Source organism: Psychromarinibacter halotolerans (assembly GCF_029168315.1).
GTDB classification, from domain to species: Bacteria; Pseudomonadota; Alphaproteobacteria; order Rhodobacterales; family Rhodobacteraceae; genus Psychromarinibacter; species Psychromarinibacter halotolerans.
The window spans coordinates 101,986-121,687 of the sequence record NZ_JARGYD010000005.1 but is presented as its reverse complement, the minus strand read 5'-3'; the positions used below and the strand labels follow the sequence as shown (position 1 = coordinate 121,687).

Here is a 19,702-nt window from a genome sequence, read left to right as displayed (position 1 = left end):
CCGGTTTGCAACGGACAGCCCCGACACGGACACCCGTCGAATGATTCAGTCGTTCCTATCGCCCGGCGCAGAAGCCTTCGTGACTCTTGGCGTCGTGGTATTGATGTTCGTGTTGTTCGTGCGCGAGATCTATCCGACCGAGGTCGTCGCCATCGCTGGCGTGGCGCTGATGCTGATCCTCGGGCTTCTGCCCTACGATCGCGGGCTGGAGGTGCTGTCGAACCCCGCCCCGTGGACCATCGCGGCAATGTTCATCGTGATGGGGGCGTTGGTCAGGACCGGCGCACTGGAAGCCTTCACGCAATCGGCCCAGCGAAAGGTCGCCACCAATCCGAAGACCACCATCGCGATGCTGATGGCCTTCGTGATCGCGGCCTCGGCGGTGGTGAACAACACGCCGGTCGTGGTCGTGATGATCCCGGTGTTCGTCCAGTTGGCCCAGAAGCTGAACATGCCCGCGTCCAAGCTGCTGATCCCTCTCAGCTATGGCGCGATCCTTGGCGGTACGCTGACGCTGATCGGCACCTCGACCAACCTGCTGGTCGACGGTGTCGCCCGCAGCTACGGGCTGACCCCTTTCACCATTTTCGAGGTCACGCCCCTGGGCCTTGCGCTGGTCGCGTGGGGCGCGCTGTACCTGCGCTTCATCGCGCCGCGCTTGCTGCCTGCCCGCGACAGCATGGCCGACATGCTGTCCACCGGGCGGTCGCGCATGAAGTTCTTTACGGAGGCGGTGATCCCCCCCGACAGCAACCTGATCGGGCGCGAAGTGCTGGGGGTTCAGCTGTTCAAGCGCGAGGGCGTGCGCCTGATCGACGTGATCCGGGGCGACGACTCGCTGCGCCGCAACCTGGACGGGGTCGAGTTGCAGGTCGGCGACCGCGTCGTGCTGCGCACCCAGATGACCGAGCTTCTCAGCCTGCAAAGCAACAAGTCGCTGAAACGGGTGGACCAGATCTCGGCGGTCGAGACGCAAACGGTCGAGGTTCTGATCACGCCGGGCTGCCGGATGGTGGGGCGTCGGCTGGGCGACCTGCGCCTGCGTCGGCGCTATGGCGTTTATCCGCTGGCGGTGCACCGCCGGAACCAGAACATCGGCCGCCAGCTGGACGATCTGGTCGTTCACGTCGGGGACACGCTGCTGCTGGAAGGCGCGGACGAGGACATTCAGCGTCTGGCGCAGGACATGGACCTTGTCGATGTCACCCGCCCCGCCGCCCGCGGCTTCCGCCGCAGCCACGCCCCCATCGCGATCGTCGCGCTGCTGGCGCTTGTCGCGCTGGCGGCCTTCGGGATCGCGCCGATCCTGATGCTGGCGGTCATCGCCGTTGCCGTGGTGCTGATCACCGGTTGTATCGACGCCGACGAGGCGTTCGGCTTCGTGGACGGCCGTCTGCTGGCCTTGATCTTCTCGATGCTGGCCATCGGCGCGGCCTTGGAATCGACGGGCGCGGTCGAACTGATCGTGCGCGGCATCGCCCCTGCTCTGACCCAATTGCCCCCGTTCTTCGTGATCTGGGCGGTGTACCTGCTGACCTCGGTGCTGACCGAATTGGTGTCCAACAACGCCGTTGCCGTCGTCCTCACACCCATCGCTATCGCGCTTGCGGATGCGATGGGCTTCGACGCACGAGCGCTGGTCGTGGCGGTCATGGTCGCGGCGTCGGCCAGCTTTGCGACGCCCATCGGGTATCAGACCAACATGATGGTCTACGGCCCCGGCGGCTATCGTTTCACGGACTTCCTGAAAGTGGGCATCCCGCTGAACCTGAGCATCGGGCTTCTGGCCTCGGCCCTGATCCCGCTGATCTGGCCGCTGATGCCCTGAACAGGTCCGCCAAGGCCGGTCTGATCCACCCGCGCCACGCGCATCCTTGCCGATCACGGCTCCGTTATCGCGAACAGTGACCGGATAGCGCACCTGTGCCGCTTGCCCGACTCCCTTTCCCCAAAGTAACGTCCCGCGCAGGAGCGAGGAGGTGCATACGATGGCATACGCGGACGTCTACAAGTCCTGGCAGGACGACCCCGAGGGTTACTGGCTGAAACAGGCCGAGGCCATCGACTGGATCGAGCCGCCGAAACAGGCGCTGTTCGACCGGGGGGACGATGTTTACGAGTGGTTCGCGGATGCGAAGGTTAACGCCTGCTGGAACGCCGTCGACCGCCATGTCGAGGCCGGACGCGGCGATCAGGTCGCGATCATTCACGACAGCCCCGTGTCCGGTGTCACCCGCCGCATCACCTATGTGAACCTGCGCAACCGCGTGGCGCAGCTTGCGGGTGCGCTGCGGGCCAAGGGCGTCGAAAAAGGCGACCGCGTGATCATCTACATGCCGATGATCCCCGAGGCACTAGAGGCGATGCTGGCCTGCGCCCGGCTGGGTGCGGTGCATTCGGTCGTGTTCGGCGGCTTCGCGGCGAACGAGCTTGCGGTGCGAATCGACGACTGCAAACCCAAGTGCATCATCGCCGCCTCGTGCGGGATCGAACCGGGCCGGATCGTGCATTACAAACCGCTGCTGGACGGCGCGCTGGACGTGGCAGAGCACCAGCCGGACTTCTGCGTGATCTTCCAGCGGGAACAAGAGGTCGCCCATCTTGAGGAAGGGCGCGACGTGAACTGGCACGGGTTCCAGTTCGGCGTGGAACCGGCCGAGTGTGTCCCGGTCGAAGGGAACCACCCCGCCTATATCCTTTACACCTCGGGCACGACCGGGCAGCCCAAAGGCGTGGTGCGCCCCACTGCCGGCCATCTGGTCGCGCTGAACTGGACGATGAAGAACATCTACAACGTCGAGCCCGGAGAGGTGTTCTGGGCCGCGTCCGACGTCGGCTGGGTCGTGGGGCACAGCTATATTTGCTATGGCCCGCTGGTGCACGGCAACACCACCATCGTGTTCGAGGGCAAGCCCGTCGGCACCCCCGACGCCGGTACGTTCTGGCGTGTTATATCCGAGCACAAGGTCCGCAGCTTCTTCACCGCCCCGACGGCATTCCGCGCGGTGAAGCGCGAGGACCCCAACGGCGAGTTCATCAAGAAATACGATCTGTCGAACCTGCGCGCGATCTACCTTGCCGGTGAACGCGCGGATCCGGACACCATCGAGTGGACGCAGAAGATGACGGGCAAGCCGGTCTACGACCACTGGTGGCAGACCGAGACGGGTTGGACCATCGCGGGCAACCCGGCGGGGATCGAGCCGCTGCCGGTCAAGATCGGTTCTCCGACCGTGGCGATGCCGGGCTATGACATCCGCATTCTCGACGACGAGGGGCACGAGGTTCCGCCGGGCACGCTGGGGGCCATCGCCGTGAAGCTGCCGCTGCCGCCGGGCACGTTGCCCACCCTTTGGAACGCGCCGGAGCGGTTCAAGAAATCCTACCTGTCGCACTTCCCCGGCTACTACGAGACGGGCGACGCGGGCATGAAGGACGAGGACGGCTATCTGTGGATCATGGCGCGCACCGACGACGTGATCAACGTCGCGGGGCACCGTCTGTCGACCGGCGGCATGGAAGAGGTCCTAGCCTCGCACCCGGATGTCGCGGAATGCGCCGTGATCGGCGTGTCGGACGCGCTGAAGGGTCAGCTTCCGATGGGGTTCGTCTGCCTGACGAAGGGCGTGAACCGGGACCCTGCCGAGATCGGGAAGGAATGCGTCGCGCTGGTGCGTGAAAAGATCGGTCCGGTCGCGGCGTTCAAGCTGGTTTCGGTCGTCGACAGGCTGCCGAAAACGCGATCCGGCAAGATCCTCAGGGCAACGATGGTGAAGATCGCGGATGGACAGGAGTTCAAAATGCCTGCCACCATCGACGATCCCGCGATTCTGGATGAGATCCGCTCTGCCGTTGAAGAGCTGGGGTATCCGCTGGCTGTTGCGGAGTAACAGAGGCTGGAGAAGCCGGTTTTACTGCGCCTTCCGGTTCGACCGGAGGGCGCCAGTGCGATCAGTGTTCTTTTGCAACCACGGCCCGGAAAGGCTCGGCGACGTCACCGGCCAGCCCGGCGAGTCGGTCTTCGGCACGCGCAAGGCGGTCTTCAATCTCGTCCAAGCGTGATTTCATCTCTCTCCGCATCTCGCGAATTTCACGCTGAAGTTCGTACAGCATCATTACCGTACGGCTTTCCGGTGTTTCCAACATGAGCCACTCCTTGCTGGGACTACCTTAGGTCCGGCGCGCCGGCAAAGGCAAGTTACCGTCAGCCGATGGCAGAAACTTGGCGCAACGATGCGCCATCAAGACAACAAAACGGCAAATAAAAATCGTGAAACACACACTTGATGGTTGATCATTCGCTTACAACGCGACCCAAAAACAACCTAACGTAGATAAATAATGCGTCCAGAACCCACAAGAGACCAAAAATATTTACCAGTAACGTCGAAAACCGCAGAACTGGTTAAATTAATAAGATTTACGAAAATTCGAAACTTAAATAATAGCGCCTAACTCAATTAAATATTCAGAAACACGCTCAGAACATTAAATCCATCTTACAAAATTGACGCATAGGAAGTCATATGTTCATCGCGCCACCGAGTGTGAAAGCGGTACGTTAACTTCGCATGACAAGGACTGTCGCACATCACTGACGCCATCACAGCATGACGGCGCAATAAGTCAGACGAACTGTTCGCTGATTAGTCGCTCTTCCAGTCCGTGACCCGGATCGAACAACAGGCGGTGTCGCACCGACCGATCCGCCCGGATCTCGACAGACGTCACCCGTTCGACGGCGCGACTGTCCGCGTCGGCCATGACTGGCCTTTTCTCGGGCTCCAGCACGTCGAACCGCACCGAGGCGTTCATCGGAAGCAAGGCGCCGCGCCACCGGCGGGGCCGGAACGGTGCGATGGCCGTCAGCGCCAGCACGTCAGAGCCGATCGGCAGGATGGGCCCGTGCGCCGAGTAGTTGTAGGCCGTCGATCCCGCCGGCGTCGACACCAGCGCACCGTCGCAGACCAGTTCCTCCATCCGGACGCGCGTATCGACCGTGATGCGCAGCTTTGCCGCCTGCGGACCCGCGCGCAGCAGCGAAACCTCGTTGATCGCCAGTGCCTCGTGAATCCGGCCCTCGGGCGTTTCCGCCTTCATGTGCAGGGGGTGGATGACGGTTTCCTCGGCCTCTTCCAGCCGTTCGATCAGCTTGTCGTCGGTATAGCCATTCATCAGGAACCCGACCGTCCCCCGGTTCATGCCGTAGACCGGAACATCAAGGTGCATGGTGCCGTGAAGGGTCTGAAGCATGAACCCGTCGCCGCCCAGCGCGACGATCACGTCGGCCTCTTCCGGACTCGTCGAGCCGTACCGCCCCGCAAGTTCGGTCAGGGCCGTCCGGGCGACCTCGGTATCGTTTGCCACGAAGGCGATCTTCTGCATCGGCGCGCTCCTTGGGCCAGATTGCAAGTGAAGGAAGAAAACACAAGGAAAACCACCCGATGCCGCGCATGCGACACGGCGCGTCGTTTAGGGGGCTTCATCCCGCGCCCGCGGTGCGGTATGAGGCCGGGCAAATCCAAGGCTGCCCGAAGGGAAAGTACCCATGAACGCGCCACACCGCGATTCCGGCTTCTTCACCGAAAACCTCGCTGACCGCGACCCCGAGCTGTTCGGCTCGATCCAGAACGAACTGGGTCGTCAGCAGGACGAGATCGAACTGATCGCCTCTGAGAACATCGTCTCGCTGGCCGTCCTGCAGGCGCAGGGTTCGATCATGACCAACAAGTATGCCGAGGGCTATCCCGGCAAACGCTACTACGGCGGCTGCCAGTACGTCGACGTGGCCGAGACGCTGGCCATCGAGCGTGCCAAGGAACTGTTCGGCGCGGGCTTTGCCAACGTGCAGCCGAACTCGGGCTCGCAGATGAACCAGGCCGTGTTCCTGGCGCTGCTGCAACCGGGCGACACCTTCATGGGGCTTGACCTGAACTCGGGCGGCCACCTGACCCACGGCTCGCCGGTCAACATGTCCGGCAAGTGGTTCAACGTCGTGTCCTACGGCGTGCGCCAGCAGGACAACCTTCTGGACATGGACGAGATCCGCGCCAAGGCGCTGGAGCACAAGCCCAAGCTGATCCTCGCGGGCGGCACCGCCTATTCGCGCGAATGGGACTGGGCCGCGTTCCGTGCCATCGCGGACGAGATCGGGGCCTACCTGCACGTCGACATGGCGCATATCGCGGGTCTGGTTGCGGGCGGCGTCCACGCCTCTCCGGTGCCGCACGCCCATGTCGTCACCTCGACCACCCATAAATCGCTGCGCGGCCCGCGCGGCGGTCTGATCCTGACCAACGACGAAGCGATCGCGAAGAAGATCAACTCGGCCGTGTTCCCGGGTCTGCAGGGCGGTCCGCTGATGCACGCCATCGCCGGCAAGGCCGTCGCCTTCGGCGAGGCGCTGCGCCCCGAGTTCAAGGACTATGCCGCGCAGGTGAAGGCCAACGCGCGCGCCATGGCCGACCAGCTGATGAAGGGCGGCGTCGACATCGTGTCCGGCGGCACCGACAACCACCTGATGCTGGCCGACCTGCGGCCCAAGGGCGTGACCGGCAAGGCCGCCGAGGCCGCGCTGGGCCGCGCGCACATCACCTGCAACAAGAACGGCGTCCCGTTCGACCCGGAAAAGCCCTTCGTGACCTCGGGTGTCCGGCTTGGCACGCCCGCCGGCACCACCCGCGGCTTTGGCGAGCCCGAATTCCGGCAGATCGCCGACTGGATCGTCGAAGTGATCGACGGGCTGGCCGCGAACGGCGAGGACGGCAACACCGAGGTCGAGGAGAAGGTGAAAGCCGAAGTCACCGCGCTTTGCCGCAAATTTCCGATCTATCCGACTCTCTGAGTCGCTGACCTTTCTGGCCGGCCCTGAACGGGTCGGCCAGTCACAGTTCTCGAACCTCGCACAGTTCCGTCAGAGCCGTTCAGATTGACCCCGGACACGCACGGTTTTCACCCTCTGGTAGTTAAGATTTCTCGCTAAGGCAGAGAAATCGCCCTTGGGCCGTGACACGCTTAACACATTGCATTCGCGCCCAGATTCCGACATATTCCCGCCCAGTAACCGCCCTCATTACGCGGCGGTCGTACCGGGAGTTATGAATGAGCTGTTTTAATCTTAAACCGACTGCACTTGCGGCCGCCCTGCTTTTCTCGGGCCTGGCTGCAGCACCTGCATCGGCACTTACCTGCGGCAACGTGATCTTTGACGTGACCGGGTCCACGCAGTCCGCGTGCGACGGTCCGCATGGCCATAACGCAACCATGACGCTGTTCGGCGAGACTTTCACGCTGGGCCAGCACAGCGAAGACAACGGCACCGTCACCGGCGGCGATGGCAAAGTCTTCTTCTCGAACTTCATCAAGGACTCTGATGACGGCAAATGGTCGATCGGCACGACGTTGAGCAACGTCATCGAGGTCGTCATCGGCATCAAGCAGGCCAGACATCATGGCCACTTCCTGCTGGATCTGGCCAGCGGCTTCCCGCTGTCCGGTGATTGGTCTGTCAGCGGCCCCGGCAAGTCGATCGGTGACATCTCGCACGCCGAGATCTGGTACCGCACCGGCACGCCGTCGCCGTCCACGCCGCCGTCGGCATCGGAAGTTCCGCTGCCCGCAGCTCTGCCGCTTCTGGGCAGCGCGCTGCTTGGCGCCGGCGCACTTGGGCTTCGTCGCCGTCGCAAGGCAGCCTGACGACTCAACCTGCCACTTGGCAAATGACATCATGACATGGTCTCCTCTGCATCAGCAGAGGAGACTTTCATGGATCTTACCCCGACCGGCGCCCGCGCCTCGATCACGCCTCCGGCGGAACATTTCACCGGCCGCGTGCGGCAGGACCCGATCGTCGACGCGCCGCAACCGGCCCGCGTCCGCGCCGCTTTCGTCACATTCGAACCCCGTGCCCGCACCGCATGGCACACGCACCCGCTGGGCCAGACGCTTCACGTCATCTCGGGACAGGGACTGTTCCAGACCGAGGGTGAGAAGATCCGCGTGATCCGCCCCGGCGACACGATCTGGATTCCGCCCGGAGAACGTCACTGGCACGGCGCGGGACCGGACACGGCAATGTGCCATCTTGCGATTCACGAAGCTTTGAATGGCAAGCACATCGACTGGGAACGGCACGTCACCGACGCGGAATACGACGGCGAAATGGCCTAAGACCGGGCATGACCGCGCAGGCGGGGCTTTGGCGCCCCGCCGCCCGTCAAAGGTTGCCGGACAGCGCCATCCAGGTAACGAACGCGCCCGCCACGATCAGCAGGTTCAGCGCGACCCCCGCCGCCATCCGCAGCGCCGCGTCCCGGCGCTGTTGCGGAAGGTCGACGCCGCGCACCCAGCGTTCGCAGCGCGTCGCCGCCGCGTCCAGGCCGTCGGCATCCACCTGCGACATCAGCTTGGGATGAGCGGCCAGACGCTGTGCCTCCACCAGCTTGCCAGCCTCGACCCGCACCCAGCGCGGCAGTCGGCGCTTGCCGTGGCGCAGCTTCGCCTCTAGCCCGTCGCCGCGGATTTTCAGTTTCTTCTCGAACAGCGTCGCCAACGCGGCGGACCGCGCGTTCAGCCCATCGGCCAAGTTCATTGCCCAACCCCCCGGTTTGCAGCAGGCGCCAGATTACCCCTGCCCCGCGCCCCCTTTCCACCCCTGCCCGCCAACGCTATGCATCGGCCATGCTGAACACGGTTCTCACTGGCGCACCGACGCAACACCCGCCGCTTCTGATCGTGCATGGCCTGTTCGGGTCGGCGCGGAACTGGGGCGCGATTTCCAAGCGGATGTCCGAATCGCGGCAGGTCATCACCGTGGACATGCGCAATCACGGCCACAGCCCGCGCGCGGACAGCCAAAGCTATCCCGACATGGCTGGCGATATTGCCGAGGTCATCGAGTCGCACGGCGGCAAGGTCGATCTTGTCGGTCACTCGATGGGCGGCAAAACGGCGATGGTGCTGACCCTGACCCGCCCCGAACTGGTGCACCGGCTGCTGGTCGCGGACATCGCGCCCGTGACCTATTCGCACACGCAACGCCACCTGATCAAAGCGATGCGCAGCATCGACCTGTCGGCCATCGGCACGCGCAGCGACGCGGACCGCGCCCTGCAAGCCAAGGTGACAGACCGGGGCACCCGCGCCTTCCTGCTGCAATCGCTCGACGTGAAGGAAAAGCAGTGGCGGCTGAACCTGGACGTTCTGGACGCCGAGATGGACAAGATCACCGGCTGGCCGGAAATCGAAGGGCAGACGGACACGCCCGCGCTGTTCCTGTCCGGCGCCGAAAGCGACTATGTCCTGCCCGAGCATCGGGACCGGATAAAGGGCTACTTCCCCAACGCGCGGTTCGCCAAGATCCCCGGCGCGAGCCACTGGCTGCACGCTGACAAGCCGCGCGAGTTCGCGGCCTCGCTGCACGCGTGGTTCGACGTCACGGGCTAGGCTTGGGGCCGGATCACGACGACAGCGCCCGGGCGATCATCCACGCGGCCGGGACGGACACCGCCAGTCCCAGCCCTGCCGCGGCGACCAGCGGCACCAGCGTATCGTAGCCCGCCACAAGCGCGATCACCACGAAGGTGCCCATCAGGGTCGTTGCGATCATCGAGAACAAGGTCATCGCCAGCCTGAACATTCCGGCCTCCATCCTTCGGTCAAGTGCTTTGCGCCGAGATGCATTCATGGAAAAGAATGTTTCATTGACCCAAATCAATCGCGCCTCATAACGTATCGCCCCGGCCTCATTGATCCGGCGCGATTGCCCCGACCCGGTGTCTGCTGGCGACAAAATAGCGGACAACCCGACTTGCCTGACCGCCGGGGCTCATGCGAAAATCGTCACAAGTGTTATTTCGGAGGCTTCATTCATGTTCGTCAAAGACTTGACCCTCGCCCTTGGCCTGACCCTTGCCGCTTTCGCCGCGCCTGCACAGGCGCAGGAAGGCACCCTGTGGAAGACTGTCGGCGACTGGGACATCTCGGTCGACGCGACCATCGGCAACGGCTGCTATGCGTTGGCGTCGTGGAACGGCGGCACCGTTCTGCGGATCGGCCGCAATCCCGAGCGGGACAATTTCTATTTTCTGATCGGGAACGACAAGTGGACCTCGCTTCGGGACGATCAGTCCTATGACCTAGAGATCCGGTTCGACAGCCGGCCCGTCTGGAACGTCTCGGCCACGGGGCTTCAGTTCAATCCCGGCGAAACGGTCTATCTGCACGCACAGTCGACCAAGATGAACTTCATCAACGAATTCCAAGCCGCCCTGACGATGTCGATTTCCTACAACGGCGCCGAGATCGACAGCCTCAAGCTGACCGGCTCGCGTCTGGCGTGGGATGAGGTCGAGAACTGCCAGCGCGAACAAATCCGCGTGGCGCCTCGCTTGGAAGACGGACCGCTTGAAGATCCGTTCGCCGTGGACGGGCAAGTGAAGAACGGCGGCTCGAAAAAGCGGAACTAACGCCGTATCTCGAACCCGCCGGCGAAATCCTCGTCGGCGGCGATGGTTGCGCTGCGCGTCTCGACCGCGTCGACGCGCGCGCGGTTCGGCCCCTCGTGCAGCAGGTCCACCATCCGCGTCACCGCGTCCTCGGGGCCGACCAGCAACGCGCTGACGGAACCGTCCGCCTCGTTTCGCACCCAGCCCCGCAGGCCCAGCGCCACGGCCTGTTCCCGGGTCCAGGCGCGGAACCAGACGCCCTGGACCTTGCCGCTTACGCGGGCACAGATCAGCGTGTCGGCCATCGCCGTCAGTCCAGTTCCGTCCACGGCCACGGCTTCACGTCACTTGCCGCGGTCTGATAGCGGGCGGCCTTGGCGATCCAGATGCCCAGCGACTCGCCGAATTCGGCCAGACGGGGGTTCGGCTCGCCCTTGTTGATCACCATGACGACGAACTGGATCACCGTCGCCACGCCCAGCACCGTGCTGGCCAGCGACAGCATCACCCAGATCAGCACCATAAAAACCAGCCGGATGAACAGGCCATCCTTCTGGCGCGGCTCGAACTGGGGGCCGGTCATGCGACCTTGAAACTTGTCATGCTCTTCGCTCATCGCGGGGCCTCCCGGAGCTTTCGGATTCGGGCGTCATGTTAGGCGGGTGGCGGACGGACGCAAGATCGCGCCGCGCGAGACGGCACCGTCGCAGGAGCTTCACATTGCGCAGCTAAGCCGATGTGAAGCCACAGGAGACAGCCGTGATGTCCAGCGATTACGACCTAGACCACGCCTATACAATCGACGGACCGGAGGACGCCCGGCGCCTGTATGGCAACTGGGCGGCCAGCTACGACGACAGTTTCGGGGCGGGCTGGGGCTATGTCGCGCCGCGCGAGATCGCGAACATCTTCCTATCCGAGATGCGAGAGAACCAGCCCGTGCTGGACATCGGCGCCGGCACCGGGCTGGTGGCCGAGCACCTGCGCGACGTGACGGTGGACGGCATCGACATCGCCCCCGAGATGCTGGCCCGGGCCGAGGCGAAGGGTCTGTACCGCCGCCGCATCCTTGGCGACCTGACCCAGCCGCTGCACATACCGGACGGGGTCTATGGCGGCGTCGTGTCCTGCGGCACCTTCACCCACGGCCACGTCGGGCCGGTCTGCCTGCCCGAACTGCTGCGGATCACCCGGCCGGGGGCCTTGTTCGCCTGCGGCACCATCCCCGCCGTGCTGGACGGCATGGGGTTCGGGTCGGCGCTGGCCGCCCTGGTGGCGGCCGCGAAGATCACCCCCGTCGCCTTCCGCGAGATCGCGATCTACGAGGGCGCCGACCATCCCCACAGGGACGACCGGGGGCTGGTCATGGTGTTCCGCAAGCTCTGAGCCCGACGAACTCCCCCCTCGCCATGCAGCGCGCGCATGGCGGCCATACTGGCTTCCCGCCGCCCGTGCGCTTGCCCCAAACCTGAGCCGCAGATAGCTGTTTGCGCAGGGAGGATCGGAAACACGGGATCCTTCCGATCCCCCAAGCTTGGAAAGCAACTTCGCATGACCGATCAGACAGTCGCCGTCGCCGACACCCATCTGGCGAGCGGTGAGCGGGTCGTTTCGGCCCGCGCCGTTCTTTTCGCCCTGTCGATGGGCGGTTTCGCGATCGGGACCACCGAATTCGCCGCGATGGCGCTGTTGCCGAACTTCGCCGCCGACCTTGGCGTGTCCGAAGCGCGCGCCGCAGACGCGATCAGCGCCTATGCGCTGGGAGTCGTGGTCGGCGCGCCGGTGCTTGCCGTGGCGGGCGCCCGTATGCGCAAGCGGATGCTGCTGATCTGGCTGATGCTGGCCTTCGCCGTGTTCAACACCCTGTCCGCGATGGCGCCCAGCTTCGGCTTGTTCACCGCCTCGCGCTTTCTGTCGGGGCTGCCGCATGGGGCTTACTTCGGCGTCGCCGCGCTGGTCGCGGCATCGGTCGTGCCACGCAACAAGCGGGCGTCGGCAGTGTCGAAGGTCTTCGTCGGCCTGACCATCGCCACCACCGTGGGTGTGCCCGCGGCAAGCTGGCTAAGCCAGTACATCGGCTGGCGCGCGGGCTTCGTGTTGGTGGGCGCGCTGTCGCTTGCCACGGCGGTTGCCGTGCACCTCAAGGCGCCGCGCACCCCTGCGGACCCCAACGCCGACCCGCTGAAGGAACTGGGCGCGCTGAAGAACCGGCAGGTCCTGCTGACGCTGCTGACCGGCGCGATCGGCTTTGGCGGCTTCTTCGCGGTCTACACCTACATCGCCTCGACCGTGAAAACGACGCTGGGCGGGTCCGAGACCGAGGTGGCGCTGATGCTGATGATCGCGGGGCTGGGGATGATGATCTTCAACCTCGTGATGGGTCAGCTTGCCGACCGGGCGATGAACGCGACCGCCTACCTTGCCTTTGGCGGCGGCATTATCGTGCTGGCCCTGTTCCCGCTGGTGGTCGGCTACGGGTTCTGGGCGATGGGCCTTGTGCTGTTGTTCATGGGTGTTCTGGGCGGCGTGTCGACGGTGATGCAGACACGGCTGATGAACGTGGCCGGAGACGCGCAGCAGCTTGCCGCGTCGCTGCACCACGCGGCGTTCAACACCGCGAACGCGCTGGGACCGTTCCTTGCCGCCCGCGCAGTCGAAGCCGGGCACGGCTTCCCCTCGTCCGGCTATGTCGGCGCCGGGCTTAGCGCGGTCGGCCTTGTCCTGTTCGCGATCACGCTGTGGGACGCCCGCCGCAGCGGAATCGAGTAATCGTCACACGGACCGGCGGCGGAGCTATTCCGCCGCCAGCACCATGTCGATCATGCGCTGCGTGCCCCGGCTGAATTCCAGCGGACAGGGATAGGCCGCCTCGCCCCGCACGGCGCGGCCGAAATTCTCGACCTGCAGCACGTAGTGGTTCACGCCGGGCCAGCGTTCGGTGGTCACCGACATGCCGTCGCGTTCCAGTGTGATCTGCGCCATGCCGAAAACGTTCGCGTTGAAGGGGCACGTCACCTTCAGAACGCCCTCTTCACCGTGGAACGTCATTTCCTGCCGCGGGAACATCCGCATCGACGTGATCGAGGAATAGCGGAACGACGGGAAGTCGGCGGTGACGTGGGCGAAGACGTCCACCCCGTTCTCGCGCCGGATGGTCGACTGCACCGTGTCGGGTTCTTCGCCGGTCACGAACCGGGCCGAGCCGAAGGTGTAGACGCCGATGTCGGGCAAGGATCCGCCGCCGGTTTCGGGCTTGTTGCGGATGTTGCCGGGGTCCGAGCGGTTGTCATAGGAAAACACGCCGTCCACCAACACCAGCTTGCCGATGGCGCCGCTTTCATACAGTTCTTTGGCGCGCTGCCACTGGGGGTGGTGCACGATCATATAGGCCTCGGCCGCCAGCAGCCCTGCCTTGTCGCGCGCGGCGATCAGCGTGTCGAACTCTGCCTCGGACATCGCGATCGGTTTTTCGGTCAGGACGTGTTTGCCCGCCTCCAGCGCCTTGACCGTCCACTCGACGTGCAGGTGGTTCGGAAGCGGGATGTAGACGGCGTCGATCTCGGGATCGGCCAGCAGCGCGTCATAGCTGTCGTGGACCTTCAGGTCCGGGCAGAAGGCCCGGAAGCCGTCGGCCTTCTCGGGGGACGAGGTCGCCAGCGCCGCGAGTTTTGCGCCGCTTGCGGCATGGATGGCCGGCGCCATCTGGTTCTTCGCGAAGTTCGCGGCGCCCATAACGCCCCAGCGGATCGGATCGGCCATCTCATCACTCCCTTGAAAGATCTGCGCGGACGGTAGCGCAACCATCGCCGGGCCGAAAGGTCAGACCCAGACCCGCGCCATCGCCCGCACCCGAGCCTCCAGCACCTCGATCCGCGCGCGCAGTTCGGCCCCGACGGCACCTTCGCGTGGCGCATCGCGCAGGGTCTCGAACAACAGCGGCGACGGGTTGCGGGCGCGGCTGTTGCCGGTCCAAGCGATCGCGCGCAGCGTCTCTTCCGCATCCTGCGGCAGGCGGTCGGGGATCTCCTGCCCCGTCAGCGTGCCCCAGACCCCGGTCCAGCAGCGGCCCACCGACCACGGGTTATAGCCGCCGCCACCCAGCACGAGATAGCGGGGCGACAGCGGCCGCAGCGCCGCGACCGCGTCCCAATGGGCGTTGTTGGACAGGGCAAGGCGCGACAGCGGGTCTTCTTCCAGCGCGTCCGATCCGCATTGCAGCACCACCGCTTCGGGGCGGAAGGCCGCGACGGCGGGCAGGATCACCGACTGCAACGCGGCGCGCATCTCGCTGTCGTTGAAGCCGCGCGGTACAGGCAGGTTGAACACCTGCCCCCCGCCCGCATCGGCCAGCGCGCCGGTGAAGGGCCAGCGGCGTTCCTCGTGGACCGAGATCATCAGGACATCGGGATCGCGGGCGAAGGCGGCTTCGACCCCGTCGGGGTGGTGCGCGTCGATGTCGACATAGGCGACCCGCCGCAGGCCGCGCGCGCGCAGCGACAGGATGGCAAGCACCGGGTCGTTCAGATAGCAGAACCCGTTCGCCCGGTCGGGCATCCCGTGGTGGGTGCCGCCAGCCGGGCTGTAGACGACACCGCCGTCCGCCAGCATTTCTCCGGCAAGGATCGACCCGCCCGCCGCCGTCGCCGGACGGCGGTACATCTCGGGGAACACCGGGTTCGAGGTGGTGCCAAGCCCGTGCCGGTCGCGGGTCTCGTCGGTCACGCGCTGGTCGGCCTCGGCTTGCACCAACGCCTGCAGATAGGCCGGGCTGTGCCATGCCGCCAACGCGGCAGGTTTCGCGCGGGGGCTGACGACGAAACGGTCGCGCGGCAGCCAGCCCAGCGCGCGCGACAGGTCCATGACCGTCGATACCCGGGGCACACGCAGCGGGTGCCAGCCGCCATAGCTGGACCCGCGATAGATCTCTGCCCCGATAAAGCGGGGGAATTGAACGGGCTGCGTTGTCATCTCACGTCATGTCGCTTCATCGTCGCCCGGTTCAAGGGCACAACTTTGTGCAGGTCCATGTCCGTTGGCCATAAGGGTGGGTGCCGACCCGTTTAACATTGAACGCGCCTTGCCGTAGTCTAATCTGACATCAGGCATCACCGGGCGCACAGGCGTTTCGCGCGCCACGGCGCCCGGAAAGACATCGGCAGACAATTCACAATGGCAAGAGCCAAGATCCGCCCGCTTCAGTTGGCGCCCGAGCAAAGACGGATGATCCGCTCACAGGTCGGCGGGTTGTGTTACCGTGTGCGCAACGAGCGGGCTGAAATCCTGTTGGTCACGACGCGCGGCGCCGGGCGCTGGATCATCCCCAAAGGCTGGCCGCTTGCCGGGGAAACGGCCGGGGCCTCGGCGTTGCAGGAATGCTGGGAAGAGGCCGGCGTCGTCGGCACCCTGTCCGGCAGCGCGTTGGGCGCCTTCACATACGTCAAGGACCGCGCCGAAGACGACCACCCCCACTCGGTGACTGTGTTTCCGGTGAAAGTGAAGCGGCTGGAGGACAAGTACCCCGAGGCCAAGCAACGACGGCGCAAGTGGTTTTCGACCGCCAAGGCGGCCCAGCGGGTGACCGAGCCGGAACTGCGGCAGATACTGGCGGCGTTCGAGCCCACCCGTTTTTGAAGCGCCCGTGCTTGCATTCCTTCGGGGGTCGAATATCTAACCCTGATCACCTTTGCCTCGGGACCGGACATGATCCGCTACGCGCTCAAGTGCACAAACGACCACGGGTTCGAAAGCTGGTTCGCCAGCGCCGAAGCCTTTGACAAGCTGGCCGCCGCCGGCATGGTCGCCTGCCCCGAGTGTGGCGCGACCGAGGTGCGCAAGGTTCTGATGGCGCCGGGGGTCCAGACCGCCCGCAAGAAACCGGCAGAGCCGAAAGACGAAAGCCTTGCCGCCCCCGCGTCGGAGATGGAGACGAAGCTTGCAGCCCTGCGCAAGCATGTCGAGACGACCTCTGACTATGTCGGGATGGGCTTCGCGTCCGAGGCGCGCAAGATGCACGAGGGCGAGATCCCCCAACGGTCGATCTATGGCGAGGCCAAGCCCGAAGAGGCGAAGCGCCTGATCGAGGATGGCGTGCCCGTCGCCCCCCTGCCCTTTCGCCCGACGCGCAAATCCAACTGATCCCTTGCACCCGCCCGGCACCCCGCTAGGGTCGCGGCCATGACAATCCTTATCACTGGCGCGACCCGAGGCATCGGCCGCGCGCTGTTCGACAGCTATCTGTCCGATGGCATCGACGTTATCGGCACGAACCGCGGCGCCACGCCGCCCGAGGGCAACTGGCTGACGCTGGACGTCACCGACCCCGCCGCGCACCGGGTGGTGGCCGAGCGGATGCAGGGCAAGCCGCTGGACCTGCTGGTTTGCAACGCAGGCGTGAACCTGGACAAAGGCCAGTCCTTGAATGCCGGATACCCGGCGGCGATGTGGGCAGACACGTTCGCGACGAACGTGACCGGCGTGTTCCTGACCGTGCAGGCGCTGTTGCCGTCGCTGCGGCTGGCACAGGCGGGCAAGATCGCGATCATCTCCAGCCAGATGGCCAGCCACACCCGTGCTCCCGGCGGCTCGCTGATCTATCGCGCGTCCAAGGCGGCGGCGCTGAACCTAGGCCGCAATCTGTCGACGGAGCTGAGGCCCGAGGGCATCGCGGTCGGCATCTATCACCCCGGCTGGGTCCGCACCGATATGGGCGGTGCAGGTGCCGACATCACGGAAGACCAAAGCGCCGCTGGCCTGCGTGCGCGGTTCGACGACCTGTCGATGGACAGCACCGGATGCTTCCTGACGTGGGACGGGCGCGAACACCCGTACTGACCGCTTGACGGGCGCGCGTCAGATACCGCCCGCCAACACGTCCGCGAACACCCCCGCGTCCACGTTGCCGCCCGACAGGATAACGCCCGCCTTGCGGCCCGCCATCGCGTCCTTTTCCTGCATCAAAGCCGCCAAGGCCGCAGCGCCGGACCCCTCGGCAAGGTTGTGGGTGTCTTCGTACAGCACGCGCATCGCCTGCGCGATCTCGGCGTCCGAGACGGTCACGAACCGGGACGCGCCTTTCGCGTAGATGTCGAACGCCGCCTGCACCGGCACCCGCACCGCCATGCCGTCGGCGAAGGTGTCGGCCGTGTTCGTCTCGACCAGTCGGCCCGCCTCGACCGACAGCCGCGCGCACGGTGCGCCTTCGGCCACCACCGCGATCACCTCGGTCTTCAGGCCCAGCGCGTCGCGGGCAAGGATGGTGCCGCAGATGCCCGATCCGCAGCCGATGGGCACGTAGACGGCATCAAGATCCGGGGCGGCGGTGAACAGCTCGTAGGCGTAGGTGGCCACGCCGCGCACCAGCTCCTTGTGAAACGGCGGCACGATGGCAAGGCCCTGCTCTTCGGCCACGCGGAACGCCTCGACCCGCGCGGTGTCGAAGTCCTGACCATGCTCGACCAGTTCGGCGCCGAAGGCCCGCATGGACGCGTTCTTTTCGACCGAGTTTCCGTGCGGCACGTAGACCAGCGCCCGCAGCCCTGCCGCCGTCGCCGCACGGGCCTGACTTTGGCCGTGGTTGCCGCGGGTCGCGGTACAGATCCCCGCGACATCGGGATGAGTGCGGCGCAGCCAGTCGATGAACGTGATCCCGCCGCGCACCTTGAACGCGCCGGTGGGCGTGTGGTTCTCGTGCTTGACCCAGACCTCGCAGCCCAGACGGGCCTTTAGCTGCGGCCAGGCATACTGCGGGGTGGCCGGCATCGAGGTATAGACAAGATCGGCCGCGCGCTTCAGGTCGTCTTCGCTCAACTGCATGTCCGGTCTCCCCTTCTGCCCCGCAGACAAGCGCAAAGCCTGCAGGATGACCAGTCCGAAGACGGCGTTTCGGAATATCGCTCTTGCGGCTTGGCGGAGCCCTTGCCTGTCCACCGCGCCACGACTAAGAAACCCCCGACTTGCAAATGGGAAATGGCCATTCATGCCGATCCTGGTGATGAAATTCGGCGGCACCTCTGTCGCCACGCTGGACCGCATCAGCCGCGCCGCCAAACGCGTCGGTGTCGAGGTCGCCAACGGCTATGACGTGATCGTCATCGTCTCGGCGATGTCCGGCGAAACGAACAAGCTGGTCGGCTTCGTCGAAGAGACCTCGCCCATGTTCGACGCGCGCGAATACGACGCTGTCGTGTCGTCGGGCGAGAACGTGACCGCCGGCCTTATGGCGCTGACGCTGCAGGAGATGGAAATCCCCGCACGCAGCTGGCAGGGCTGGCAGGTTCCGCTGAAGACGACCAGCGCCCATTCCGCCGCCCGGATCGAAGAGATCCCGCCCGAGAACATCCTGGCGAAGTTCGGCGAAGGCATGAAGGTCGCGGTGGTTGCGGGCTTTCAGGGCATCAGCCCCGAAGGCCGGATCACCACGCTGGGCCGGGGCGGCAGCGACACGACAGCCGTGGCCTTCGCCGCGGCGTTCGGTGCGGAACGCTGCGACATCTACACCGACGTGGACGGGGTCTATACCACCGACCCGCGGATTTCGGACAAGGCGCGCAAGCTCGACAAGATCGCTTTCGAAGAGATGCTGGAACTTGCCAGCCTCGGCGCGAAGGTGCTGCAAACCCGCTCGGTCGAGCTGGCGATGCGCTACAAGGTGAAACTCAGGGTGCTGTCCAGCTTCGGCGAGATGGACGAAAGCGCCGGGACTCTCGTGTGCGACGAGGAGGATATCGTGGAAAGCAATGTTGTTGCCGGTGTCGCCTATAGCCGCGACGAAGCGAAGATGACCCTGATCTCGGTGGCGGACCGCCCCGGCATCGCCGCCGCGATCTTCGGACCGCTGGCGGACGCGGGCGTGAACGTGGACATGATCGTCCAGAACATCGCCGAGGAAGGCCGCACCGACATGACCTTCTCGTGCCCCACCAATCAGGTGGCGCGGGCCGAGGCGGCGATGAACAAGGCCAAAGAAGCCGGGGACATCAACTTTCACGATCTCGTGGCGGATACCAACGTGGCCAAGGTGTCGGTCGTGGGCATCGGGATGCGGTCGCACGCAGGCGTCGCGGCGAAGATGTTCAACGCGCTGAAGGACGAAGGGATCAACATCAAGGTCATCACGACCTCTGAGATCAAGATCTCTGTCCTGATCGACCGCAAGTACATGGAACTTGCGGTGCAGGCCCTGCACGACGTGTTCGAGCTGGAAAAAGCGTCCTGAGCCGACCGGCCTGACGCCCGACCGCAGACCAAGAAAGCGCCCC

22 protein-coding genes are annotated in these 19,702 nt (G+C 65.1%); 13 read left to right on the top strand and 9 right to left on the bottom strand.

From position 1 onward, the window contains the following. Window positions 1–40: 40 nt before the first annotated feature. Together P1K30_RS14295 and prpE are read left to right on the top strand one after the other, a co-directional pair. Window positions 41–1,828: an SLC13 family permease gene (locus P1K30_RS14295; protein WP_275633433.1), complete on the top strand. Its 1,788-nt coding sequence runs from the start codon at window positions 41–43 to the stop codon at window positions 1,826–1,828. Between the two features lie 160 nt (window positions 1,829–1,988). Next, complete coding sequence (prpE, locus tag P1K30_RS14290; protein WP_275633432.1) at window positions 1,989–3,890, top strand: propionate-CoA ligase PrpE; 1,902 nt, start codon at window positions 1,989–1,991, stop codon at window positions 3,888–3,890. 61 nt (window positions 3,891–3,951) lie between these two features. Here prpE and P1K30_RS14285 read toward each other — a convergent pair whose 3' ends face one another. Both P1K30_RS14285 and P1K30_RS14280 read right to left on the bottom strand, forming a co-directional pair. Beyond that, a complete protein-coding gene (locus tag P1K30_RS14285) occupies window positions 3,952–4,146 on the bottom strand; it encodes a hypothetical protein (RefSeq protein ID WP_275633431.1) in 195 nt (64 codons plus the stop codon). Window positions 4,147–4,626: 480 nt separating this feature from the next. Continuing rightward, complete coding sequence (locus P1K30_RS14280; RefSeq protein ID WP_275633430.1) at window positions 4,627–5,385, bottom strand: NAD kinase; 759 nt, start codon at window positions 5,383–5,385, stop codon at window positions 4,627–4,629. A gap of 163 nt (window positions 5,386–5,548) precedes the next feature. Here P1K30_RS14280 and glyA point away from each other — a divergent pair, with 163 nt between their 5' ends. The 3 genes from glyA to P1K30_RS14265 all read left to right on the top strand — a co-directional run bounded on the left by glyA (window position 5,549) and on the right by P1K30_RS14265 (window position 8,169). Continuing rightward, the gene (gene glyA, locus P1K30_RS14275) at window positions 5,549–6,844 is read left to right on the top strand and encodes a serine hydroxymethyltransferase (RefSeq protein ID WP_275633429.1); all 1,296 of its coding nucleotides are present in this window, start codon (window positions 5,549–5,551) and stop codon (window positions 6,842–6,844) included. 257 nt (window positions 6,845–7,101) lie between these two features. Continuing rightward, window positions 7,102–7,695, top strand: coding sequence for a hypothetical protein (locus P1K30_RS14270; protein ID WP_275633428.1), 594 nt, complete (start codon window positions 7,102–7,104; stop codon window positions 7,693–7,695). Between the two features lie 69 nt (window positions 7,696–7,764). After that, window positions 7,765–8,169, top strand: coding sequence for a (R)-mandelonitrile lyase (locus P1K30_RS14265; protein ID WP_275633427.1), 405 nt, complete (start codon window positions 7,765–7,767; stop codon window positions 8,167–8,169). A 46-nt stretch (window positions 8,170–8,215) separates the two neighbouring features. On the opposite strand, the gene P1K30_RS14260 is transcribed toward P1K30_RS14265, so the two are convergent. Further along, window positions 8,216–8,590, bottom strand: coding sequence for a hypothetical protein (locus P1K30_RS14260; protein WP_275633426.1), 375 nt, complete (start codon window positions 8,588–8,590; stop codon window positions 8,216–8,218). 89 nt (window positions 8,591–8,679) lie between these two features. Between P1K30_RS14260 and P1K30_RS14255 the strand changes: the two genes are divergently transcribed. Then, a complete protein-coding gene (locus P1K30_RS14255; RefSeq protein ID WP_275633425.1) occupies window positions 8,680–9,444 on the top strand; it encodes an alpha/beta fold hydrolase in 765 nt (254 codons plus the stop codon). A 13-nt stretch (window positions 9,445–9,457) separates the two neighbouring features. Here the strand turns inward: P1K30_RS14255 and P1K30_RS14250 are convergent, their stop codons facing one another. Continuing rightward, complete coding sequence (locus P1K30_RS14250) at window positions 9,458–9,637, bottom strand: CTP synthetase (protein ID WP_275633424.1); 180 nt, start codon at window positions 9,635–9,637, stop codon at window positions 9,458–9,460. 232 nt (window positions 9,638–9,869) lie between these two features. Between P1K30_RS14250 and P1K30_RS14245 the strand changes: the two genes are divergently transcribed. Beyond that, window positions 9,870–10,466, top strand: coding sequence for a hypothetical protein (locus P1K30_RS14245; protein WP_275633423.1), 597 nt, complete (start codon window positions 9,870–9,872; stop codon window positions 10,464–10,466). Here the strand turns inward: P1K30_RS14245 and P1K30_RS14240 are convergent. After that, window positions 10,463–10,774, bottom strand: coding sequence for an acylphosphatase (locus tag P1K30_RS14240; RefSeq protein WP_275633422.1), 312 nt, complete (start codon window positions 10,772–10,774; stop codon window positions 10,463–10,465). The two genes, P1K30_RS14245 and P1K30_RS14240, sit on opposite strands and share 4 nt — an antisense overlap. Beyond that, window positions 10,756–11,061, bottom strand: coding sequence for a DUF4389 domain-containing protein (locus P1K30_RS14235; protein WP_275633421.1), 306 nt, complete (start codon window positions 11,059–11,061; stop codon window positions 10,756–10,758). The genes P1K30_RS14240 and P1K30_RS14235 overlap by 19 nt, the downstream gene beginning before the upstream one ends. 146 nt (window positions 11,062–11,207) lie before the next feature. On the opposite strand from P1K30_RS14235, the gene P1K30_RS14230 reads away from it, so the two are divergent. Further along, the gene (locus tag P1K30_RS14230; protein ID WP_275633420.1) at window positions 11,208–11,831 is read left to right on the top strand and encodes a class I SAM-dependent DNA methyltransferase; all 624 of its coding nucleotides are present in this window, start codon (window positions 11,208–11,210) and stop codon (window positions 11,829–11,831) included. A 165-nt stretch (window positions 11,832–11,996) separates the two neighbouring features. Beyond that, the gene (locus P1K30_RS14225; RefSeq protein ID WP_275633419.1) at window positions 11,997–13,214 is read left to right on the top strand and encodes an MFS transporter; all 1,218 of its coding nucleotides are present in this window, start codon (window positions 11,997–11,999) and stop codon (window positions 13,212–13,214) included. A gap of 24 nt (window positions 13,215–13,238) precedes the next feature. On the opposite strand, the gene P1K30_RS14220 is transcribed toward P1K30_RS14225, so the two are convergent. After that, window positions 13,239–14,204 carry a Gfo/Idh/MocA family protein gene (locus P1K30_RS14220; protein ID WP_275633418.1) on the bottom strand — a complete coding sequence of 322 codons (966 nt, stop codon included), beginning with the start codon at window positions 14,202–14,204 and terminating at the stop codon, window positions 13,239–13,241. A 60-nt stretch (window positions 14,205–14,264) separates the two neighbouring features. Further along, a complete protein-coding gene (locus P1K30_RS14215) occupies window positions 14,265–15,413 on the bottom strand; it encodes an acetoin utilization protein AcuC (protein ID WP_275633417.1) in 1,149 nt (382 codons plus the stop codon). Window positions 15,414–15,614: 201 nt separating this feature from the next. Here P1K30_RS14215 and P1K30_RS14210 point away from each other — a divergent pair, with 201 nt between their 5' ends. From P1K30_RS14210 to P1K30_RS14200, 3 genes are all read left to right on the top strand, one after another. Continuing rightward, complete coding sequence (locus P1K30_RS14210) at window positions 15,615–16,076, top strand: NUDIX hydrolase (protein WP_275633416.1); 462 nt, start codon at window positions 15,615–15,617, stop codon at window positions 16,074–16,076. Between the two features lie 69 nt (window positions 16,077–16,145). Next, the gene (locus tag P1K30_RS14205) at window positions 16,146–16,580 is read left to right on the top strand and encodes a DUF1178 family protein (protein WP_275633415.1); all 435 of its coding nucleotides are present in this window, start codon (window positions 16,146–16,148) and stop codon (window positions 16,578–16,580) included. A 39-nt stretch (window positions 16,581–16,619) separates the two neighbouring features. Then, window positions 16,620–17,276, top strand: a complete 657-nt coding sequence (locus P1K30_RS14200; protein WP_275633414.1) for an SDR family NAD(P)-dependent oxidoreductase — start codon at window positions 16,620–16,622, stop codon at window positions 17,274–17,276. An 18-nt stretch (window positions 17,277–17,294) separates the two neighbouring features. Here the strand turns inward: P1K30_RS14200 and P1K30_RS14195 are convergent, their stop codons facing one another. After that, window positions 17,295–18,257, bottom strand: a complete 963-nt coding sequence (locus P1K30_RS14195; protein WP_275633413.1) for a threonine dehydratase — start codon at window positions 18,255–18,257, stop codon at window positions 17,295–17,297. A gap of 163 nt (window positions 18,258–18,420) precedes the next feature. Between P1K30_RS14195 and P1K30_RS14190 the strand changes: the two genes are divergently transcribed. Continuing rightward, entirely contained in the window at window positions 18,421–19,659 is a 1,239-nt protein-coding gene (locus P1K30_RS14190; protein WP_275633412.1) for an aspartate kinase, read from the top strand. Window positions 19,660–19,702: the final 43 nt, after the last annotated feature.

Bases quoted from the DNA above. Each gene is read 5' to 3' on its own strand.
- P1K30_RS14285 (WP_275633431.1), bottom strand. From the start codon at position 4,146: ATGTTGGAAACACCGGAAAGCCGTACGGTAATGATGCTGTACGAACTT.
- prpE (WP_275633432.1), top strand. From the start codon at position 1,989: ATGGCATACGCGGACGTCTACAAGTCCTGGCAGGACGACCCCGAGGGT.
- P1K30_RS14230 (WP_275633420.1), top strand. From the start codon at position 11,208: ATGTCCAGCGATTACGACCTAGACCACGCCTATACAATCGACGGACCG.
- P1K30_RS14280 (WP_275633430.1), bottom strand. From the start codon at position 5,385: ATGCAGAAGATCGCCTTCGTGGCAAACGATACCGAGGTCGCCCGGACG.
- P1K30_RS14235 (WP_275633421.1), bottom strand. From the start codon at position 11,061: ATGAGCGAAGAGCATGACAAGTTTCAAGGTCGCATGACCGGCCCCCAG.
- P1K30_RS14225 (WP_275633419.1), top strand. From the start codon at position 11,997: ATGACCGATCAGACAGTCGCCGTCGCCGACACCCATCTGGCGAGCGGT.
- P1K30_RS14270 (WP_275633428.1), top strand. From the start codon at position 7,102: ATGAGCTGTTTTAATCTTAAACCGACTGCACTTGCGGCCGCCCTGCTT.
- P1K30_RS14250 (WP_275633424.1), bottom strand. From the start codon at position 9,637: ATGTTCAGGCTGGCGATGACCTTGTTCTCGATGATCGCAACGACCCTG.
- P1K30_RS14200 (WP_275633414.1), top strand. From the start codon at position 16,620: ATGACAATCCTTATCACTGGCGCGACCCGAGGCATCGGCCGCGCGCTG.
- P1K30_RS14245 (WP_275633423.1), top strand. From the start codon at position 9,870: ATGTTCGTCAAAGACTTGACCCTCGCCCTTGGCCTGACCCTTGCCGCT.
- P1K30_RS14265 (WP_275633427.1), top strand. From the start codon at position 7,765: ATGGATCTTACCCCGACCGGCGCCCGCGCCTCGATCACGCCTCCGGCG.
- P1K30_RS14190 (WP_275633412.1), top strand. From the start codon at position 18,421: ATGCCGATCCTGGTGATGAAATTCGGCGGCACCTCTGTCGCCACGCTG.
- P1K30_RS14215 (WP_275633417.1), bottom strand. From the start codon at position 15,413: ATGACAACGCAGCCCGTTCAATTCCCCCGCTTTATCGGGGCAGAGATC.
- P1K30_RS14220 (WP_275633418.1), bottom strand. From the start codon at position 14,204: ATGGCCGATCCGATCCGCTGGGGCGTTATGGGCGCCGCGAACTTCGCG.
- P1K30_RS14205 (WP_275633415.1), top strand. From the start codon at position 16,146: ATGATCCGCTACGCGCTCAAGTGCACAAACGACCACGGGTTCGAAAGC.
- glyA (WP_275633429.1), top strand. From the start codon at position 5,549: ATGAACGCGCCACACCGCGATTCCGGCTTCTTCACCGAAAACCTCGCT.
- P1K30_RS14195 (WP_275633413.1), bottom strand. From the start codon at position 18,257: ATGCAGTTGAGCGAAGACGACCTGAAGCGCGCGGCCGATCTTGTCTAT.
- P1K30_RS14260 (WP_275633426.1), bottom strand. From the start codon at position 8,590: ATGAACTTGGCCGATGGGCTGAACGCGCGGTCCGCCGCGTTGGCGACG.
- P1K30_RS14255 (WP_275633425.1), top strand. From the start codon at position 8,680: ATGCTGAACACGGTTCTCACTGGCGCACCGACGCAACACCCGCCGCTT.
- P1K30_RS14210 (WP_275633416.1), top strand. From the start codon at position 15,615: ATGGCAAGAGCCAAGATCCGCCCGCTTCAGTTGGCGCCCGAGCAAAGA.
- P1K30_RS14295 (WP_275633433.1), top strand. From the start codon at position 41: ATGATTCAGTCGTTCCTATCGCCCGGCGCAGAAGCCTTCGTGACTCTT.